Annotated in this window: 14 protein-coding genes; 6 read left to right on the forward strand and 8 right to left on the reverse strand. The window is 67.8% G+C overall.

The window, feature by feature from the left end; translation table 11 throughout:
* Positions 1-13: 13 nt before the first annotated feature.
* Genes KVP70_RS09865 through KVP70_RS09890 form a run of 6 tightly spaced genes read right to left on the reverse strand, consistent with a single transcriptional unit; the run spans position 14 to position 6,656 of the window.
* Positions 14-1,786 (reverse strand): sensor histidine kinase, YfiR-like protein-associated, encoded by a 1,773-nt coding sequence (locus tag KVP70_RS09865; protein ID WP_217941992.1) that lies wholly within the window; start codon positions 1,784-1,786, stop codon positions 14-16.
* Positions 1,787-2,341 carry a TOL_0243 family YfiR-like periplasmic protein gene (locus tag KVP70_RS09870; protein ID WP_217941993.1) on the reverse strand — a complete coding sequence of 185 codons (555 nt, stop codon included), beginning with the start codon at positions 2,339-2,341 and terminating at the stop codon, positions 1,787-1,789. It lies immediately after the preceding gene.
* Positions 2,329-4,251, reverse strand: a complete 1,923-nt coding sequence (locus tag KVP70_RS09875; RefSeq protein ID WP_217941994.1) for a TOL_0244 family TonB-dependent receptor — start codon at positions 4,249-4,251, stop codon at positions 2,329-2,331. Before KVP70_RS09875 ends, KVP70_RS09870 begins: the two co-directional genes overlap by 13 nt.
* A gap of 14 nt (positions 4,252-4,265) precedes the next feature.
* Positions 4,266-4,877 (reverse strand): chemotaxis protein CheW, encoded by a 612-nt coding sequence (locus tag KVP70_RS09880; RefSeq protein ID WP_217941995.1) that lies wholly within the window; start codon positions 4,875-4,877, stop codon positions 4,266-4,268.
* Complete coding sequence (locus tag KVP70_RS09885; RefSeq protein WP_217941996.1) at positions 4,877-6,214, reverse strand: CheR family methyltransferase; 1,338 nt, start codon at positions 6,212-6,214, stop codon at positions 4,877-4,879. The genes KVP70_RS09880 and KVP70_RS09885 overlap by 1 nt, the downstream gene beginning before the upstream one ends.
* Entirely contained in the window at positions 6,204-6,656 is a 453-nt protein-coding gene (locus KVP70_RS09890; RefSeq protein ID WP_217941997.1) for a chemotaxis protein CheW, read from the reverse strand. The genes KVP70_RS09885 and KVP70_RS09890 overlap by 11 nt, the downstream gene beginning before the upstream one ends.
* Positions 6,657-6,804: 148 nt before the next feature.
* Here KVP70_RS09890 and KVP70_RS09895 point away from each other — a divergent pair, with 148 nt between their 5' ends.
* The 4 genes from KVP70_RS09895 (at position 6,805) to KVP70_RS09910 (ending at position 10,951) form a co-directional block, all read left to right on the forward strand.
* The gene (locus tag KVP70_RS09895) at positions 6,805-7,557 is read left to right on the forward strand and encodes a DUF72 domain-containing protein (protein WP_217941998.1); all 753 of its coding nucleotides are present in this window, start codon (positions 6,805-6,807) and stop codon (positions 7,555-7,557) included.
* A gap of 83 nt (positions 7,558-7,640) precedes the next feature.
* The gene (gene gmk / locus KVP70_RS09900; protein WP_217941999.1) at positions 7,641-8,279 is read left to right on the forward strand and encodes a guanylate kinase; all 639 of its coding nucleotides are present in this window, start codon (positions 7,641-7,643) and stop codon (positions 8,277-8,279) included.
* Between the two features lie 24 nt (positions 8,280-8,303).
* A complete protein-coding gene (rpoZ, locus tag KVP70_RS09905; RefSeq protein WP_026334175.1) occupies positions 8,304-8,507 on the forward strand; it encodes a DNA-directed RNA polymerase subunit omega in 204 nt (67 codons plus the stop codon).
* 113 nt (positions 8,508-8,620) lie between these two features.
* Positions 8,621-10,951 carry a RelA/SpoT family protein gene (locus tag KVP70_RS09910; RefSeq protein ID WP_217942000.1) on the forward strand — a complete coding sequence of 777 codons (2,331 nt, stop codon included), beginning with the start codon at positions 8,621-8,623 and terminating at the stop codon, positions 10,949-10,951.
* A gap of 105 nt (positions 10,952-11,056) precedes the next feature.
* Here KVP70_RS09910 and KVP70_RS09915 read toward each other — a convergent pair whose 3' ends face one another.
* Together KVP70_RS09915 and greB are read right to left on the reverse strand one after the other, a co-directional pair.
* Entirely contained in the window at positions 11,057-11,923 is an 867-nt protein-coding gene (locus tag KVP70_RS09915) for a transporter substrate-binding domain-containing protein (RefSeq protein ID WP_262311743.1), read from the reverse strand.
* Between the two features lies 1 nt (position 11,924).
* The gene (greB, locus tag KVP70_RS09920; protein WP_217942001.1) at positions 11,925-12,491 is read right to left on the reverse strand and encodes a transcription elongation factor GreB; all 567 of its coding nucleotides are present in this window, start codon (positions 12,489-12,491) and stop codon (positions 11,925-11,927) included.
* Between the two features lie 115 nt (positions 12,492-12,606).
* On the opposite strand from greB, the gene KVP70_RS09925 reads away from it, so the two are divergent.
* On the forward strand, positions 12,607-13,164 hold the full coding sequence (locus KVP70_RS09925) for a hypothetical protein (RefSeq protein ID WP_217942002.1): 558 nt from the start codon (positions 12,607-12,609) through the stop codon (positions 13,162-13,164).
* A gap of 34 nt (positions 13,165-13,198) precedes the next feature.
* The gene (locus KVP70_RS09930) at positions 13,199-14,383 is read left to right on the forward strand and encodes a sensor histidine kinase (RefSeq protein ID WP_217942003.1); all 1,185 of its coding nucleotides are present in this window, start codon (positions 13,199-13,201) and stop codon (positions 14,381-14,383) included.
* The last annotated feature ends 7 nt before the right edge of the window (positions 14,384-14,390 follow it).

Here is a 14,390-nt window from a genome sequence, read left to right on the forward strand (position 1 = left end):
GCCCCTCTCCGTGTCACACCCGATACCGCCCGACCATCGCCTTGAGCTTCTGGCCCAGCGCATGCAGGTCGTGCGCGGCCGCCTCGGCCTGGCGCGTGCTGGCCATGTTCTGGGTGGTCGAGACCTTGATGTTTTCCATCGCCAGCGCCAGCTGGTCCATGCCGGCCAGCTGCTGGTGCGCCGACACCGCGATCTGGCTGGCCGCCACCGCGCTGTCGCCGATGCTCTCGGTCAGCTGGCGGATCGCCTCGCCGGCGTCGCGCGACTGCCGCACGCCCAGCTCGACCGCCTTGGCGCCCTGCTCGGTGGCCAGCACCGCGCTGCCGGTGGCCTTCTGGATGTCGCCCAGGATGGTGCGCACCTGGGCCGTGGCCTGCTTGGACTGCGCCGCCAGGCTCTTGACCTCCTGCGCCACCACCGCGAAGCCCTTGCCGTGCTCGCCGGCCTTGGCGGCCTCGATCGAGGCGTTCACCGCCAGCAGGTTAGACTGCTCGGACAGGTCGTTGACGCTGGCGATCAACTCGCCGATCGCCTGGCTCTGCTCGGACAGCCGCATGATGCTCTCGGCGATCAGCTCCATCTGCTCGCGGATCTGCTGCATGCCCTCGATCGATTCCTCCACCGAGCGCTTGCCGGTCTGCGACACCTGGGCCGCGCGCTGCGCCGCCTCGGCCACGTTCTTGGCCTTCTGGCTGGCCATCAGCGCGGTCTGCTTGACCTCGTCGAGCGTGGCCGAGGTCTCGCTCATCACCGCCGCCGCCTCGCTGGCGCCGGCCGCCACCTGGGTGGTGCCGGCCAGGATCGCGCTCGACGACGACGCCAGCACGTCGACGCCCTCGCCGATCTCGCGGTTCATCTCGCGCAGATTGAGCACCATCGCCGCGAAGGCCTTGCCCAGCACGTCGTGCCCGGACTGCGGCGCCAGCACCCCGGTCAGGTCGCCGGTGGCGATGCGCTCGGCCGCCGCCGCCTTCTCGCGCAGATTGTCGACCATCGCCGCGAAGGCCTTGCCCAGCGCGTCCTGCTCCGAGCGCGGCACCACCTGCAGCAGCAGGTCGCCGCTGGCGATGCGGGTGGCGATGGTCACCTTCTCCTGCAGCGACAAGGCCATCTCGCGGAACTTGTCCTGCAGCAGGCCGATCTCGTCGGCGCGCGCGCGCCCGGCCGGCCGCACCACGATCTCGCCGGCCGCCACCAGCCGCGCCGCCTCGGCGATGTCGCGGATCGGCTGCACGATCACCGCGTGCAGCCGCAGCGCGCTGGGCAGCGAGATCAGCAGCGAACCGATCATCACCACCAGGATGATGCCGCCGTAGCGCACCAGCCGCGTGAGCATCGGCTCGGTGCTCATGCGCAGGTACACGCTGCCGACCTGGCGCTGCTTTTCCCGGATCGGCCAGGTCCCCACCAGGTCGTCGCCGACGAAGCGCTCGCCCTGCGCCTCGGCGCGCGCCGGCAGCGCCTGCGCCTGGCGGTCGGGACGGGCGTAGCTGGCGAACGGCGCGCCGTCGGCGGCGTACAGCGCGGCGGTGGCGATCTCCGGGTTGGCCTGCAGCGCGTTCAGGTATTCCTGCGCCGCCTTGGGGTCGCTGAACACCAGCGACGGCGCCACGCTGGCGGCCAGGATCTCGGCCTGCACCACGATCTCCTGCTGCTTCTGGGCGCGGTAGGTGTAGACGTCGTAGCTGACGATCACCACGCCGGCCATCAGCAGCGCGATGGCGCTGGCCAGCACGGTGATCAGCATCAGCTTGCGGCGGATCGGACTGTCGATAAACCAGTGCATCTAACGGCCCTCCTTGCCGGCGCGCGGCTTGACGCTGAGCGCCATGTTGAGCAGCTTGGAGCTGATCAGCAGGCCGTTGCGCGCGGCCGCCTCGTCGTCGACGTTGAAGCGCACCCGGTTGTCCTTGAGCGCGAAGCTGATCACGCCGCCGCCGCGCGCCTCGCTGACGGTCAGCACCCCGCGCAGCGGCTCGCGCGGCGCCTCGGCGCCGCCCAAGTAGGCCACGTGGCAGCCGGCCTCGCGCGTCAGCGTCTTCAGGCGCCGCAGCTGCAGCGGATGGCTGTCGACATGCTCGCCGTTGACGGCGGCGTCGAGCGCGGCGCCGAACGGATCGTCGCCCACCACGCACAGCACCAGCGGACTGGCCGGGGCGGCGAAGGTCCCGGACGGCCACTCGATGTACAGGCCGAACTTGTACAGGTAGGCGCCCTTGACCGCATATTCGATCGTCTCGCCCTCGGCCGCGCAGGCGGTAGGCGGCGCCAGCGCCAGCAGCAGAGGCAGCAACAACGCCGAGCGCGCCAGCGCGCGCGGCAGGCGGGTCAGTATTTCCATAGCAGTTGCAGGGTGAGACTGCGTTCAAAGGCGACGCCGGCGCTGCCGAACTCGGTGTGGCGCCGGTTCAGCAGGTTGACCGCGCTCAGCGCCAGCTCCAGGCGCGCGGCCGGATGCCAGCCCAGCCGGGCGTCGAACGAGGTGTAGGCCGGCACGGCCGGATAGGGCAAGGCCGCCACCCGGTTCAGCGACAGGTCCAGCTCCATGCCGCGCGGCAGGTCGTGGCTGGAACGCAGCGTGTAGCGGTGCGCCGGATCGTTGCCGTACAGCGTGCCGGTCCCGCCGGTCGGCGCCGGCCCGCTGGCGCCCGGCAGCAGGCCGATGCGCTCGCGCAGCAGGGTCTGGCTGGCGCTCAGGCGCCAGTCGCGGCTGACCTGGAAGTTGCCCCAGATTTCCAGACCGGCGACCTTGCCCTCGGCATGGTTGCCCACCTCCACCGTGCCCTTGACCGCGCCGGCGTCCACGGTGCGCAGATCGTCGTATTTGTTGTAGAAGGCGTTGATCGAATAGGACAGCCGGCTGGTCGGCTGGGCGCGGTAGCCCAGCTCCAGCGCGGTCAGCCGCTCCGAGCGGAAGTTAGGCCCGCCCCGCAACGGCAGTTGCGGCGCGCCATACACATAGAAATCGCGGTCGATCCGCGACGGCGTGCGCAGCGCCCGCGACACCGCGGCCCACAGCAGCGCATGGGCGTCCGGCTTCCACGCCAGCCGCAGATTGGGCTGGAACTCCAGGCCGGTGTAGGAATTGCGTTCAGCCTTGGCGCCCAGCGTCAGCTTCCACCGCGGGTCGAGCGCGATGGTGTCCTGCACAAACAGATTGGCCATATGGGTCGCCACCTGCTCCGGCAAGAACACCAGGATGGGGCCGTTGGTCGAGGCGCTGCGCCACAGCCGCAAGCCGCCGCCCCACACCAGCTCGTGGCGCGCGCCCAGCGGCAGGCGGTGCTGCGCCTCGATGTCGTAGGTGTCGTTCGATTCGCGGAACTGGAGCGTGCCCGGCATCAAATTGTTGACGTGATCGTAGTAGGCCTGCACCTGCACTGCCGCGCCATCGGCCAGCTCGCGGTTCCAGCGGCCCAGCAAGTTGCCGCCGGAGCGGTGCCGGTCGTTGCCGCCCAGCTGGTCCAGCTGGCGGTCATACAGGTCGCCCTGCAGCGTAGCGCCGTTGTCGGCCCCGCCCCAGTCGGCGCGGAAACCCAGCTGGCGCCCGGACCAGCCGTCGCCCGCCGCGGCGCCGGCCATGGTCTGGTAGGCGTCGCGCCGGAAGCCCTTGGCGTACAGCCGCATGCTGGCGTCCTCGCCCAGCCGCCAGCCCTGGCGCACGGCCACGCCGCGCTCCTGGTTGCCGCCGCCCAGCGCCACCAGCGTGCCCTGGCTGCCCTTGCTGCTGCGGGTGATCACGTTGATCACGCCGTTGACCGCGTTCGAGCCCCACAGCGTGCCGCCCGGGCCGCTGATCACCTCGATCCGCTCGACATCCTCCATCATCACGTCCTGGGCTTCCCAGAACACGCCGGCGTTGAGCGGGTTGTAGACCACCCGGCCGTCGATCAGCACCAGCAGCTTGTTGCCGTTGCCGTTGCTGCCGCCGCGCGCGGTGACCGCATAGGTGGTGCCGTTGGTGCGCGCCACCTCCAGGTTGGGCGCCAGGCGCAGCGCTTCGGCCAGGCTGGTGGCGCCGCTGCGGCGCACGTCCTCGGCGGTGATGATGTAGACGGCCGCGGCGGCGTCGCCCAGCGACTCGGCCTTCTTCGACACCGAGGTGATCGGAATCTCCGCCAGCTCCTCGATGCTCATGCGCGAGAGCTGGCTGGGCAGTTGCTGGGCCGCCGCGCCGGCGGCCCAGCAGCACAGGCCCGCGCCCAGCCACCAGGGCAGCAGGCGGCGCGGCGCTATCGATAAAGACTCCATCGGCATCTCCTCGTTCAGACTACATGCTGCTCCACCACCATGGCCGGATCGGACAACAGGCGCCCGCCGTCCAGCAGGATCAAGCGGGCGGCCGTCACGCCCTTCAGGTAATCGGCGCGGATGCCGACCAGCGTCGACGGCGGCGGCTGCAACTCGGCCAGCAGCAGCTTGTTCACGCCCAGGATCTGGTCGGCCAGCAGGCCGAAGCGCATGGCCCCGCCGCGCAGCACGATGATCTTGTTCAGGTCCGTCAAGCCCTGCTCCGGCAGGCCGAAAAAACGCTTCAGGTCGACCAGCGACAAAATCCGCCCGCGCACATTGACGATGCCCAGCACGAACGGCGGCGTGCACGGCAGCGGCGTCAGCTCGCGCAGCACGTGCACCTCGTGCACGTGGCGCATCTCCAGCGCGTAGCGTTCGTGGGCCAGCATGAATTCCAGCACCTCGGCCTCGGCGTCGGGCGCCGGCGCCGCCGGCGGCACGCGCGCCAGCTGCCGCGCGCGTTCCTCCAGCTGCGCGCGCTGCTGTTCCGGCGCCACGGCGCTCTGCTGGCGGGCCGTGGCGGCCGTCGCCGCCAGCCGCGCGCGCACCCGCTCCCAGTCCAGTTGCTGGCGCCGGGCCGGCATCAGGTGGCCCCGGCGCCGGCGCGCATCAGATCGGCCAGCTCGCCGGCGCGCACGCCGCCCGAGTGCGCCAGCACGTCGTCCGGCGCGTGGCCGCGCAGCAGTTCCAGCGCGTTGGCGAAATGGCGCTGCGCCTCGCGCGCCGCGCCGTTGCGCCGGCACAGGCTGCCCAGCGTGAAGTGCGCCAGCACGAAGTCCGGGTCCAGATACAGCGCGTCCTTGAGGGCGCCGATCGCTTCGCCGCTGCGCCCTTGTTCCTCCAGGATCAGCGCCCGCAGATAGCGCAGCGCCGGGTCGCATTTGTCGGTGGCGATCGCGGCGGCGCAGCACAGGCTGGCGTCGTCCAGCAGGCCGCGGTCGGCCGACAGGCGGGCCCGCAGCGCCAGCGCGGGGGCCGGCTCGGCCGATGCGGCGAGCATCGGGACGGCGGCCGGCACGGCGCAAGACACACTGGCGGCGGCCGGCGCGGCGCCGGGCGGCGGCGCGTCCGGCCGCTGGCGGTACAGCAGCGCGGCGGGAAAGCGCACCGGCTCGAACGGCGTCAGCAGCGCGTGCCCGGCCTCGGCCATGCCGACCGCCAGCCAGCCGTCCGGCGCCAGCGCGCGTCCCAGCCGCTGCAAGGCGCGCGCGGCGCTGGCCGGTTCGAAATACATCAGCACGTTGCGACACAGGATCAGGTCCATCGTCGGCGCCCCCGCTTCCGGACCGGGAAACAGGTCGGCCGCCAGGTTCAGGTAGTCGAAGCGCACGCCCCGGCGCAGCGCCGGCGCGATGGCGCGCAGCCCGTCCTGCGGCGGCCCGAAGTGGCGCTGCCGCAGCCAGGCCGGCACGGCGCGGAACGACCAGTCGCGGTAGCGCCCCTGCTCCGCCTTGCGCAGGAAGACCGGGTTGACATCGGTGCCGAGCAGGCTGATGCGCCAGTCGGCCAGGTCGGGCATCAGGCGCTGCAGCAGGATCGCCACCGAATACAGTTCCTCGCCGGTGCAGCAACCGGCGCTCCAGACGCGCAGCGTGCGGCCGGCGGCGCGGCGCGCGGCGATCAGGGCCGGCAGCACCTCGTGCTCGAGCGCGTCGAACACGGCCGGCTCGCGGAAGAAATAGGTCTCGCCGACGGTCAGCTGGCCGGCCAGCTGTTCGATCTGGCCGCGGGTCGGTGGCGCCGCCATCAGGCGCCGCATGCAGGCGCCGGCGCCGGCGCTGTCGAGCGCCAGGGCCGCGCGCACCAGCTCGGCCCATTGTCCGCGCGGGAAATGCAGGCCCAGGTGCTGCGTGATGTAGCCGCTGAACGCCGTCAGCAAGGCATCGTCGGGGGCGGCTTCGGTATCGCGGTCATTCGGCATCGGACAGCGCCTTCTCGAGAGCTAATTCCTCGTCCAGTGACAGGAAGCGATCCAGGTCGTGGATCAGTATCATGCCGTCGTCCAGTTGCACCACGCCGCTCAGGTAGCCGGCGCCGGAAAGGATGGGGCCGGCAGCCACCACCGCTTCGTCGGCGCACTCAGCAACGCCGTTGACGGCATCGGCGATCAAGGCCAGGCGCCGGTGCGCGGTGCTCGCCAACACCATTTGGTCGCTCAGCGCGATGGCGCGCGCCGGCAGTTGCAAGCGCCGCCGCAGGTCGATCACGGCCACCACCTGCCCCTGCACGTTGACGATGCCGCACACCGCGCCTGGCGCCGCCGGAAAGGGCGTCACCGCGACCGCGCGCACCACCCGCTCCACCGCCACCAGCGGCAAGGCGTAGCGTTGCCCTTCCAGAGTCCAGATCAGCAGCTGTGGCACGATGGCTTAGCCTGTCAGAGAGTTCCAGATTAATTGTGATACAGAAATCATGAGAAATCCATCCAATTGTCACACTATCCGCTTTTTACAACAATGCAACGGACCGGCGTCTGGGCTATCATTTTGGGGTTGACCGGGAGGGCGGCGTATGGCGAAAACAGGCACGCTACGGGTGGGCATAGGCGGCTGGGATTACGCGCCGTGGCGCGAGACTTTCTATCCGCAAGGCGTGCCGCGGAAGAAGGCGCTGGCGTACGCCAGCCGCCAGGTGACCAGCATCGAAATCAACGGCACCTACTACCGCACCGCCAAGCCCGAGCACTTCGCCGCGTGGGCCGCGCAGACGCCGGACGATTTCGTCTTCGCGGTCAAGGCCAGCCGTTACGCCACCAACCGCCGCGTGCTGGCCGAGGCCGGCGAATCGATCGAACGCTTCCTCAACAGCGGCCTGGGCGAACTGGGCGACAAGCTCGGCCCCATCCTGTGGCAGTTGGCCGCCACCAAGCAGTTCGACCGCGACGAGCTGCACGCCTTCTTCCAGCTGCTGCCCGCCAGGCTGGGCACGCGCAAGCTGCGCCACGTGCTCGACGTCCGCCATGACAGCTTTCTGTGCGACGATTATTACCGGCTGGCGCGCAAGCACAAGATCGCCACCGTCATCACCGACTCGCCCGACTATCCCAACGTCGGCGAGCTCACCGGCGAGTTCGCCTACGCGCGCCTGATGAACGCGCGCAGCGAGGTGGCGACCGGCTACAGCAAGCCTGCATTGAAAAAATTGGCCGAGCAAGCGCGGCAATGGCAGCAAGGCGCCAAGTCCGGCGACGCCTTTATCTACTTCATCAACGGCGCCAAGGAACGGGCGCCGGCCGCCGCCATGCATCTGCTCACACTGCTGTAAATTGGATGGTGGGGCTTGCTCTTGGTAAAATACATCTTTGGGCGACGCAATGATGCGCCCGTTGACGTTTTCGAAAGAGAGACATGAGCTCAACCACCTCATTCGCCGGCAGTCTGTTCATGGTCGTCGCGCCGTCCGGCGCCGGCAAGTCCACGCTGGTCAACGCGCTGCTGGCGCAGGAACCGACCATCAAGCTGTCGATTTCCACCACCACCCGCGCGCCGCGTCCGGGCGAGACCCACGGCAAGGAATACTACTTCACCAGCGCCGAGGATTTCGTCCAGCGCGCCGACGCCGGCGAGTTCCTGGAGTGGGCCGAAGTGCACGGCAATTACTACGGCACCTCGCGCATCATGGTCGAACAGCAGATGAAGACCGGCACCGACATCCTGCTGGAAATCGATTGGCAGGGCGCGCGCCAGGTGAAGAAGCAGTTCCCGCAGGCGGCCGGCATCTTCATCCTGCCGCCGTCGATCGACGCGCTCGAGGAACGCCTGAAGAAACGCGCCACCGACGCGCCCCACGTGATCACGCGCCGGCTGCTGGCGGCGGGCGGCGAAATCGCCCACGCTCCCGAGTTCGAGTATGCTATCATCAACGAAGAATTTGCTGTCGCCCTGTCGGAATTGACGGCGATAGTCAGAGCGGCCCGTTGCCGGTTTGCGCAACAAGCGGCGCGCAACGCCTCGCTATTTGCCCAATTGGGTATCCACGCTGAATAAATACACAAGATTTTAGGAGTTAAGATGGCCCGCATTACTATTGAAGATTGTTTGAAACATATCCCTAACCGTTTCCAGCTGACCCTGGCCGCGACCTATCGCGCCCGCCAGCTGCTGCAAGGCCACACCCCCAAGGTCGAAGCCAAGGACAAGCCGACCGTCGTCGCCCTGCGTGAAATCGCCGCCGGCAAGGTCGGTCTGGAAATGTTGAAAAAGGTCCCAATGTAAGTTGGGCCCGGCGTTCCCGAACAATGTGAATGGTGCGGTTTAGCAGTAAGTATGGGATATTCGGGTATTGAATATCCTCATTTCACATTCTCATCGAGACGGAACGCAAACGTATGAATCTGATCCCTGCCGATCCGACACTGAGTGGCAAGCCCGCACGGGCCAACCAGCCGGCCGCTGCGCCGGCTGCTGCCACGTCAGGCGCCGACGCAGGGGATAGCACCACCACCCTCGCCTCATCCGCACCAGCTCCCATCCCGCCTGTGATTTCTTCGTCGCCCCTGGCCACGCCTACCCTGACCGCGGGCGTTGCCTCCGTCACCCATCTGACCGAAAAACTGGCCGAGTACATGAACGCCGCCGACCTGAAAAAGGTCAAGGAAGCCTACCGCTTCTCGGACGAAATGCACCTGGGCCAGGTGCGCAAATCGGGCGAGCCGTATATCTCGCACCCGATCGCCGTGGCCGAGATCTGCGCCGACTGGAAGCTCGACGCGCAGGCCATCATGGCGGCGCTGCTGCACGACGTGATGGAGGATCAGGACGTCAAGAAGGAAGAGCTGATCGAACGCTTCGGCGCGCCGGTGGCCAATCTGGTCGACGGCCTGTCGAAGCTGGAAAAGATCGAGTTCCAGAGCCAGATCGAGGCGCAGGCGGAGAACTTCCGCAAGATGCTGCTGGCCATGGCCTCGGACGTGCGCGTCATCCTGATCAAGCTGGCCGACCGCCTGCACAATATGCGCACGATGGAGGTGATGGCGCCGGCCAAGAAGGCGCGCATCTCCAGCGAAACCATGGAAGTGTACGTGCCGATCGCCCACCGCCTCGGCCTGAACAACATCTACCGCGAGCTGCAGGACCTGTCGTTCTCGCACCTGTACCCGCTGCGCTACCGCACGCTGGCCAAGGCCGTCAAGGCGGCGCGCGGCAACCGCCGCGAGGTGGTCAAGAAGATCCTGGAATCGGTCAAGAGCACGCTGTCCATGGCCAATATCGAGGCCGAGGTCTACGGCCGCGAGAAGACCCTGTACGGCATCTATAAAAAAATGCGCAGCAAGCACCTGTCGTTCTCGCAGGTGCTCGACGTGTACGGCTTCCGCGTGGTGGTCGACAGCTTCCCGAACTGCTACGTGGCGCTGGGCACGCTGCACTCGCTGTACAAGCCGATGCCGGGCAAGTTCAAGGACTACATCGCGATCCGCAAGCTCAACGGCTACCAGTCACTGCACACCACCTTGATCGGCCCGTACGGCACGCCGGTGGAGTTCCAGATCCGCACCCAGGAAATGCACCGCACCGCCGAATCGGGCGTGGCCGCGCACTGGCTGTACAAGAACGGCGACTCGAACCTGTCGGACATGCAGCAGCGCACCCATGCGTGGCTGCAATCGCTGCTCGACATCCAGCAGCAGACCGGCGACTCGGCCGAATTCCTCGAACACGTCAAGGTCGACCTGTTCCCCGATTCGGTGTACGTGTTCACGCCCAAGTCCAAGATCATCGCCCTGCCGCGCGGCGCCACGCCGATCGACTTCGCGTACTCGATCCACACCGGCATCGGCGACCACACGGTGTCGGTCAACATCAACAACGAGCCGGCCTCGCTGCGCACCGAGCTGCGCAACGGCGACATCGTCGAGATCGTCACCGACGCCAACTCGCGGCCGAGTCCGACGTGGCTGTCGTTCGTGCGCACCGGCAAGGCGCGCTCGGCGATCCGCCACCACCTGCGCACCATCAATCTGCCGGAATCGATCACTTTGGGCGAGCAGTTGCTGGCGCAGGCGCTGACGTCGCTGGGCATCAATCCGGAGCTCGAAGAGCACCTGGCCGAACGGCTGCTGAACGAATCGAGCGCCAAGTCGCTCGACGAGCTGTATGCCGACATCGGCATCGGCAAGCGCATGGCGGCGCTGGTGGCGCGCCACATCTTCGGCCTGCGCGGCGGCGAATCGGCGAGCGCGCCGGTCGACCACAACAGCGCGGCCGAGCTCGATCCGGTGACCATCTGCGGCAGCGAGGGCGTGTCGGTGCAACTGGCGCCGTGCTGCCTGCCGATCCCCGGCGACTCCATCATCGGCCAGCTGCGCCGCGACCAGGGCCTGCTGGTGCACACCAGCGACTGCACGCTGGCCAAGCGGCAGAAGGTCAAGGAGCCGGACCGCTGGATCGCGGTCAAGTGGGGCACGGAACTGAACCGCCGTTTCGACAGCCGCATCAAGCTGCTGATCAACAACGAGAAGGGCATCCTGGCGCGCGTGGCGGCCGAGATCGGCGAGTCCGACGCCAACATCACCTACGTCGGCATGGACGAGGACAAGGAACACGTGCTGCACCAGCTGCGCTTCACGATCCAGGTGAAGGACCGGGTGCACCTGGCGGGCCTGCTGCGCAACGTGCGCCGCGTGGCCGGCGTCAACCGCATCCTGCGCGAGCGCAGCTAAAAAAATCGGGGGTCAAGTCTGACATTCGGACACGAGCTCTGCCGTAATAGCTGTTACGGCAGGGCTCGTGTCCGAATGTCAGACTTGACCCCCGGTTCCGCTCAACTAACGATGCTCGAAGGGATCGTACCAATAGGCCGTGTTGGCCAGCGGCGTCTGCGGGGATAGGAGTGGGTTGTCCAGCTTGAAGATGCGGCGCTTGCGCAGCCCCGCCTTCTCGATCAGGCCGTCGTAGAACTCGTGGAAGATCTGGTCGAAGCGGCCGTCCGCGATCAGCTGTTGCAGGCCATACTCCAGCCGCTGCGCCAGCCTCGGCTGCCCGCCGACGAAGAAGTAGCGCGGCAGCGGCACATAGATCGCCAAACTGCGCTCCACCGCCAACTGAGGAAACCCGGGCGCATATTCTTCGCGCTCGAACAGCGCCTCGTCTATCGCGCGCGGAAAATACTGGAAGCGGTGCGCCGCCAGCATGCGGTGCAGGCCCGACGTCGTGGCGCCGGTCTGCACCGTGAAGCCGGACTGCTGCAACACCGCCGTCGAACTCCACTGCCGCCCCGCCCCCAGGCTCTTGGCCTTGAGCTGCGCCAGCGTGCGCACCTTCGAGAACTCGGCCTGGTCGCGGCCGTCGATCAGCGCGATGCGGTAGCCCGACAGCCCCTTGTCCACCGGTATCCGCACCGGGATCAGCTTGCGCTCCCATTCCAGCGATGTGACCTGCGCGCTCAGGTTGACGTCGCGCCCGCTCATCATCTCCAGCATCAGCCGGTCGCGCTGCACGCGCAGCGTCGAGATCTTCACCTCGAACGCGCCGTATTTGGCGCGCGAGGCCTCCAGCGCCGCTGTCAACAGGCGCTGGATATGGCTGTCGTTGTATTCGGACTTGCTGGAATTGAGGTCGATGACATAGCGATCCAGCGCCGCCGCCTGCGCCTGCCAACCCAGCAGCGCCAGCAAGCACGCCCAGCGGCGCACGCTAATCGGCAGCCGGGGCCGGATACGTCACCTCGAGGATTTCCAGCTCCTCCACGCCGTGCGGCGCCTGGAAGCTGATGACGTCGCCTTCGCGCGCCTTGGTCAGCGCGCGCGCCACCGGCGCCACCCAGCTGATCTTGCCGTTCAGCGGATCGAGCTCGTCGATGCCGACGATGGTGATGGTGCGCGTTTCCTCGAGCTGGTTGCAATAGGTGACGGTGGCGCCGAAGAACACCTGGTCGCTGCCGTGGTGCACGCTGGGGTCGACGATGGCGGCCGAATCCATGCGCTTGGTCAGGAAGCGGATGCGGCGGTCGATCTCGCGCAGCCGCCGCTTGCCGTAAATGTAATCGCCGTTTTCCGAGCGGTCGCCGTTGGACGCGGCCCAATGCACGATGCGCACCACCTCCGGCCGGTCGACGTCGATCAGCTGCAACAGCTCCTGCTTGATGCGCTGGTAACCTTCGGGACGGATATAGTTCTTCGACCCGGCCGGGATCGCCAACGCCAGCGCCGCGGCTTCCTCGTCGTCGTCCTGGTCCGACTCTTTGACAAATGCTTTGTTCATGCGGGCTATTGTAACGGCTTCGTGCGTCGCCGGGGCTGTTGTGCACGTTCGGTGTTTTTCCCCGCGCCGGCGATGCTTTCACGTATGATGATAACGATAGAACAACGCTTCAACGATGAAACTCTTCCACCGCTTCTGCCGCTCGCTGTTTGCCCCGCTGGTCTATCTGGCGGCCCTGCTGTTGCTGCTGGAAGACTGGCTGTGGGACGTCGGCATGCGCGTGTTGCGCCGCCTGTCTTCCTGGCCGCCGCTGCACCGGCTGGAGGCCTGGATCTGCACGCTGGGGCCGCACGCGGCGCTGGCGCTGTTCGTGCTGCCGGCCATGTTGCTGTTCCCGGTCAAAGTGCTGGCGCTGTGGGCGATGGCGCACGGCCACGCGCTGCTGGGCCTGCTGGTGATCGTGCTGGCCAAGCTGGTCGGCGCGGCGGCGGTGGCGCGCATCTTCCTGCTGACGCGGCCGGTGCTGATGACCATCGTCTGGTTCGCCCGGCTGCTGCACTGGTTCCTGGCGCTCAAGGAGCGCTGGGTCGAACGGTTGCGCGCCACCCGCGCCTGGCGCCAGCTGAGCGCGCTGGCCCAACGCTGGCGCCACTGGCGCCAGCATGTTGTGCCCTCGCCGCGCAGCTGGATGGCGCGCTTCCGCCGCCTGCTGCGGCGCTTCCGCGCGCGCTGATCTCCGATTCCACCATACTATTTATACCATTCCCATGAACGCAGCCTCCCTCCCCCAGCCCGACAGCGCGGCCCTGGCCGACGAACTGGAACAGGTGCGCGCGCGCTTCGACGCCATCGTCTCCAACACGCCCGGCCTGGTCTACCAGTTCGTGCTGCACGCCGACGGCAGCGTCTCCTTCCCCTACCTGAGCGACGGCTGCCAGGCGCTGCTGGGCCTGACGGCGGCCGAGCTGCGCGAGCAACCCGCCCGCTTCCTCGAACTGATCCTGTCCGACGACCGCAAGTCCTACGTCGACGCCATGCAGGCCTCGGCGGCCGCGCTGTGGAGCTGGAACTGGGAAGGCCGCATCTGGGTCGACGCCTGGAAGGACGTCAAGTGGATCAACCTGCGCTGCACGCCGCACGCGCTGGCCGACGGCGCGGTGCGCTGGGACGGCATCATGACCAACATCAGCGAGAGCAAGCAGGAACAGCTGGAGGTGCGCCACTCGCGCGCCCGCCTGGCCGAGCTGAGCGCGCACGCCGAGCGGGTCAAGGAACAGGAGCGCACCCGCATCGCGCGCGAGATCCACGACGAGCTGGGCGGCAACCTGACGGCGATCAAGATGGCGGTCGCCATGCTGGCCGCCCGCCTGGACGAGGTGGGCGACTACCCGGCGCTGCGCGAAAAAACCGACTACGTCGACGCCCTGGTCGACCGCACCATCGACGCCGTGCACCGCATTTCGCTGGACCTGCGCCCGGCGCTGCTGGACCTGGGCCTGGCGGCGGCGCTGGAATGGCAGGTCAAGGAGTTCGAAAAACAGACCGGCATCGCCTGCACCTTCAACGCCAACCAGCGCGAGATCGAGCTCGACAACGACCAGGCCACCGCCCTGTTCCGCATCGCCCAGGAGGCGCTGACCAATATCGCCAAGCATGCCGGCGCCACCCGCGTCAGCGTCAAGCTGGCGCGGCTGCGCCACCACATCAGCCTGAAAATCGGCGACAACGGCAGCGGCATCCGCCAGGCCGACCGCGCCAAACCGGCCTCGTTCGGCCTGCGCGGCATGGCAGAACGGGCGCGCGCGCTGGGCGGCACGTTGGCGCTGAGCCACGCGGCCGGCGGCGGCACCGTGGTGGCGATCAAAATTAAGCGCGAAACCGAACGCGCGGCCCTCATCGCGGCGGCCGCCGGCGCTACAATAGCGGGTGAAAACGTTTCTGCTGTGAAATAGTAAAAAT

It is taken from the genome of Duganella violaceipulchra (genome assembly GCF_019166075.1).
Classification (GTDB): Bacteria; Pseudomonadota; Gammaproteobacteria; order Burkholderiales; family Burkholderiaceae_D; genus Rugamonas; species Rugamonas violaceipulchra.